The sequence below is a fragment of the Caballeronia sp. LZ033 genome, assembly GCF_031451265.1.
In the GTDB taxonomy this organism is placed as follows: Bacteria; Pseudomonadota; Gammaproteobacteria; order Burkholderiales; family Burkholderiaceae; genus Caballeronia.
In genome coordinates this window covers 1-4519 of the sequence record NZ_JARUXQ010000015.1, presented here as the reverse complement: position 1 = coordinate 4519, position 4519 = coordinate 1, and the positions used below count along the sequence as shown (strand labels likewise).

4 protein-coding genes are annotated in these 4519 nt (G+C 61.5%); all 4 read right to left on the bottom strand.

From position 1 onward, the window contains the following. A partial coding sequence (locus QCE62_RS34860) for an aldehyde dehydrogenase family protein (protein WP_309927960.1) occupies positions 1–750 on the bottom strand: 750 nt, incomplete at its 3' end. A gap of 708 nt (positions 751–1458) precedes the next feature. Further along, on the bottom strand, positions 1459–2796 hold the full coding sequence (locus QCE62_RS34855; protein WP_309927959.1) for an MFS transporter: 1338 nt from the start codon (positions 2794–2796) through the stop codon (positions 1459–1461). A gap of 69 nt (positions 2797–2865) precedes the next feature. Then, the gene (locus tag QCE62_RS34850; protein WP_309927956.1) at positions 2866–4275 is read right to left on the bottom strand and encodes an LLM class flavin-dependent oxidoreductase; all 1410 of its coding nucleotides are present in this window, start codon (positions 4273–4275) and stop codon (positions 2866–2868) included. 33 nt (positions 4276–4308) lie between these two features. After that, positions 4309–4519: DUF4387 domain-containing protein (locus tag QCE62_RS34845; protein WP_309927939.1), on the bottom strand; the 211-nt coding region annotated here is incomplete at its 5' end.

The following is a 4519-nucleotide window of genomic DNA, read 5'->3' as shown; positions in this document are numbered from 1 at the left end:
CGCGCTTTGCGCCATCAGCAGTCGGCCGACGGCGGTGGAGCCGGTGAACGAGAGCTTGCGCACGATCGGATTGCCGGTCATTTCCTCGCCGATGGCTTTAGGGTCGCCGGTGAGGATGCTCAGCACGCCCTTCGGAATGCCGGCGCGTTCAGCGAGCACGGCCATGGCGAAGGCCGAGAACGGGGTGGCTTCTGCTGGCTTCACCACGATCGGGCAACCGGCTGCGAGCGCGGGGCCGACCTTGCGGGTGATCATTGCTGCCGGGAAGTTCCATGGCGTGATCGCCGCGCATACGCCGATCGGCTCCTTCGTCACGACGATGCGTTTGTCTGCTGCCGGAGTGGCGAGGGTATCGCCGGCGACGCGCTTGCCTTCTTCCGCGAACCATTCGATGAACGACGCCGCGTAGGTGATTTCGCCCTTGGCCTCGGCGAGCGGCTTGCCTTGTTCAGTGGTCAGGATCAGCGCGAGGTCATCGGCGTTTTCCGTCATCAGGTCGAACCACTTGCGCATCACGGCCGCACGTTCCTTCGCGGTCTTCTTGCGCCAGGCGGGCCACGCAGCGTTCGCTGCATCGATCGCGCGGCGCGTTTCGGTTGTGCCCATCTTGGGCACGGAGCCAAGGGATTCGCCCGTCGCAGGGTTCTTTACTTCGAAGGTTTCGCCAGTGTCGGATTGTTGCCATTCACCATCGAGGTAGGCTGCGTGACGCAGCAAGGTCGGGTCTTTCAGTTGATCTTTCAAGGTCATTGGGTTCTCCGGGTTTTATTGGTTCGCCAGCGCTTCTATGGACTTCCTGTGTTCGCGTCGGTCTGTTAGCACTGCCCCTCCCCGGGGCGGGGGTAACTTTCTTTGCTGCTGCAAAGAAAGTCACCAAAGAAAGCAGCTTTTTTTCTCGCCCAGCGTCATCCTATGGGCGCAGCACAGAACCATGTTTCTGGCACTGCAGTAGAGAGTGCCCTCATAGGCCCCACCGGGCGTGGATCGCGGACCCACTGTGTAAGCGCACCACAGAACAAACTGGTGCAGCCCTTGCATGCTCCGGCGCTGCGCTTCGCGCCGCCGTCCGGTCAATCGGGGCTGGGCTGCCCATGCTTCCTCGCCAATGGATCCATCTCATAGCTTTTACCTCCCGCCGGTTTCCCTTGCATACCCTTCGGCAGCGCGCAGCGCTGGGCCGGCGCTTTCAGGTGCTGCACCAGTTTGTTTGGGGGCGCGGTTGCACAGTGGGTCCGCGATCCACGCCCGGTGTGGCCTATGAGGGCACTCTCTACTGCCGGGCCAGTGAGGCAATTCTGTGTCGTGCCGCTGGTGTTCCTTGGGCGGTAAGAAAGCTGCTTTCTTTGGTGACTTTCTTTGCAGCGGCAAAGAAAGTTACCCCCGCCCCGGGGAGGGGCAGTGCTAATAGACCGACGCGAATACGGGAAGTCCATCGAAGCGCGAGCAAAATTAAAACCCTCACCGCGCGGCGGCGCCCCGCGCAAACCTGGGAGCATCCTCTTCGATAGATTCCTCGAGAGAAGAAAGCTCGACCCCCGCAGCTTCCCTGAGCGGAACGATGGAAACGACCGAAATAACCGCCAGGAAAATAATGTACCCGACAAGAGGCCAATACCCCCCAGCCCAGGCGATCAACATCGCCGCAATCACCGGAGTGGGGCCACTCCACGACACCGTGGCAAGCTGATAAGCCAACGACACCCCGCTATACCGCACCCCTGACGAATATTGCTCGGCAAAAAGGCTAGGCTGTGCCGCCTGAACAGACCCTTCTCCAACCGCCATCGCAAGACTCATAGCGAGCACGATCAGCGGATAGCTCCCGGTATTGAGCAACATGAAGTACGGGTAAATGAACAGCCCAAGAAAAATCATCCCGCCCATAAAAACCCGCTTACGTCCGATGCGATCCGAAAGCGCCCCAAACGTAGGATGGGCCACCAGCGTACACGCCGCCGCAATCATCAACGCCCGCAACGCGTCACTCCGCGGCAAATGCAGGTTCTGCGTGAGATAAACCAGCGAATACACCGCCACGACATAAAAGCCCGCACACTGCACCGCCTGCGAAGCCACGAGCAAGAACGTCGTACGCTTATGACGCTTCAGCAGCGTCGCAATCGGCACACTCGGCGTGTCATGCTTGCGGCGCATGCGCTCGATGCTCGGCGATTCCGCCAGACGCCGCCGGATCACAATCCCCACCACCACCAGAATCCCCGACAACAAGAACGGCACCCGCCATCCCCACGCAGCAAACTGCTCCGGCGTGGTCAACGCAGTCGTCGCCGCCATCGCGCCCGTCGAAAGAATCAACGCGCCCGGAATACCCATCTGCGGCCAGCTGCCATAAAAGCCGCGCTTCTTCGCAGGCGCATGCTCGATCACCATCAACGTCGCACCACCCCACTCGCCACCCACCGCGAAACCCTGCACGAAACGCAATACCGTCAGCAAGATCGGCGCAGCAATGCCCGCGCTCGCATACGTCGGCAACAAGCCAATCAGGAACGTCACGCCGCCCATCATCGTGAGACTCAGGACCAGCATCGCCTTGCGGCCAATACGGTCGCCAAAATGCCCGAACACCGCTCCACCCACCGGCCGCGCAATGAAGCCCACCGCAAAGCTCGCAAGCGATGCAATCGTGCCCGCCACCGGATCGAAAGTCGGAAAGAACAGCTTGCTGAAAACGAGCGCCGCCGCGGACGCGAAGATGAAGAAGTCGTACCACTCGAGGGTCGTGCCGATGGTGCTCGCAAGCGCCACGCGCCGGATGTCGGCGATTTCTGCCATGTCTGTCTCCAAGGGGTGCGCCCGGTCAGGCCGGGCGCTTTGTTCTTGCTTGATCGATGGTGTGAAGCCCTAGCCCGCCTTGCGCTCCGCCTCGCCATTCACGCCCGCGAAAGCCTGCTTGCGCCAGTCGCCCGCATCCGGCTTCGACAAGCCAAGGTTCTCGCGCAACGTCGTGCCGTCGTAGTCCTTGCGGAACACGCCGCGACGCTGCAACTCCGGCACCACCTGACGCACGAAGTCCTCATAGCCGCCAGGAACGTGCGTCGGCGAAATCACGAAGCCGTCGCAACCGCCTTCGACAAACCATTGCTCCATCTGGTCAGCCACCGTCTTAGCCGTGCCCGCGAACACCGGGAACTCATTCAGGCGCGCACGATTCGAGAACTCGACGAAATCACGCACCGACGGATTCTGCTTGCCCGACAACATCACCACGCGATCGCGGAAACCCGTCCAGCCCGAAATGGCCTTCATCTCGGCATCAGTGAACGGCGCGTCGTAGTCGCGCTTCGAGAAGTCCGTGTTGAGCACTTCGCACAGCAGCGTCAGCGAGTCGATCGGCTTCGCCAGCGAATCGATGTACTCGCGCTCCTGCTGCGCAATCTCTTCCGATTCGGCGACCACCGTGTAACACGCCGTCGATACCTTGACCTTCTCCGGATCGCGCCCCGCCGCCGACACCGCCTGCTTCAGCTCGGCATACTGCTTCTTGCCCGCTGCAAGGTTCGGGTACACGACGAAGATCAGCTCGCCCCAGCGCGATGCAAACGCACGGCCACGGCCGCTCTGCCCCGCCTGGATCAACACCGGATGACCCTGCTGCGAACGCGGCACCGTGAGCGGTCCGCGCGACTTGAAGTACTCGCCCCTGTGATCGAGTCGATGCACCTTGGCCGGATCGGCGAAACGGCCGCTCTCCTTGTCGAGGATCAGCGCATCGCTCTCCCACGAATCCCAATGACCCATCACGGTCTCGAGAAATTCGTCGGCGCGATCGTAGCGCAAGTCATGCTCCAGATGCATGTCGCGACCGAAGTTCGCCGCTTCCGAATCGTTCAGCGACGTCACCACGTTCCACGCGACACGGCCCTTCGTCATCAGGTCCAGCGTCGCGAAGTGACGCGCGATGTGGTACGGCTCGTAGTAGGTCGTCGAGTACGTGGCGCCCAAGCCCAGGTGCGTCGTGGCCATGGCCATCGCGGTGACGATCGGCGACGGGTCCATCTTCACGGCGCGCACACCATGCTCCACCGTCTGCGCATGATCGTTGCCGTAGATGTCCGGCATCGCGAGACGATCATCGAAGAAGGCCAGATGGAACTTGCCCTCCTCCAACGTGCGCGCAATGCGCTGGTAATACTCCGGCGACATGAAGTCCTGCATCGCGCCGCTATGACGCCAGGAGCCGGGATAGGTCGAGCAGTTCTGAGCCTGCAGGAAACCGATGAGCGTCATCTGACGCGAAGTGTTGTTTGCCATGTTGAGCATGCCTCCTCGTTCTTGTCGGCGTTATCAGACGCCGGGAATTTCAATCGTCAGCAACGGTGCGTGCTGCTGCGCGCCGAAGGTGTCGCGCTCGCCCACACTGCCCTGCGCCCACGAACGCTTCAGCGTCAGCTTGAAAGCGCGCGCCGGGTCGAAGAACATCAAGGTCACGATGTCTTCCTTCTTCACGTTGTACAGCTTGCAGATCAGCGCCTCGGTCAGCACTCCGCTCGCCTTC

What these genes read in the sequence shown, in the direction of transcription:
- QCE62_RS34855 (WP_309927959.1), bottom strand. Translation starts at nt 2,796, where the DNA reads ATGGCAGAAATCGCCGACATCCGGCGCGTGGCGCTTGCGAGCACCATC.
- QCE62_RS34850 (WP_309927956.1), bottom strand. Translation starts at nt 4,275, where the DNA reads ATGGCAAACAACACTTCGCGTCAGATGACGCTCATCGGTTTCCTGCAG.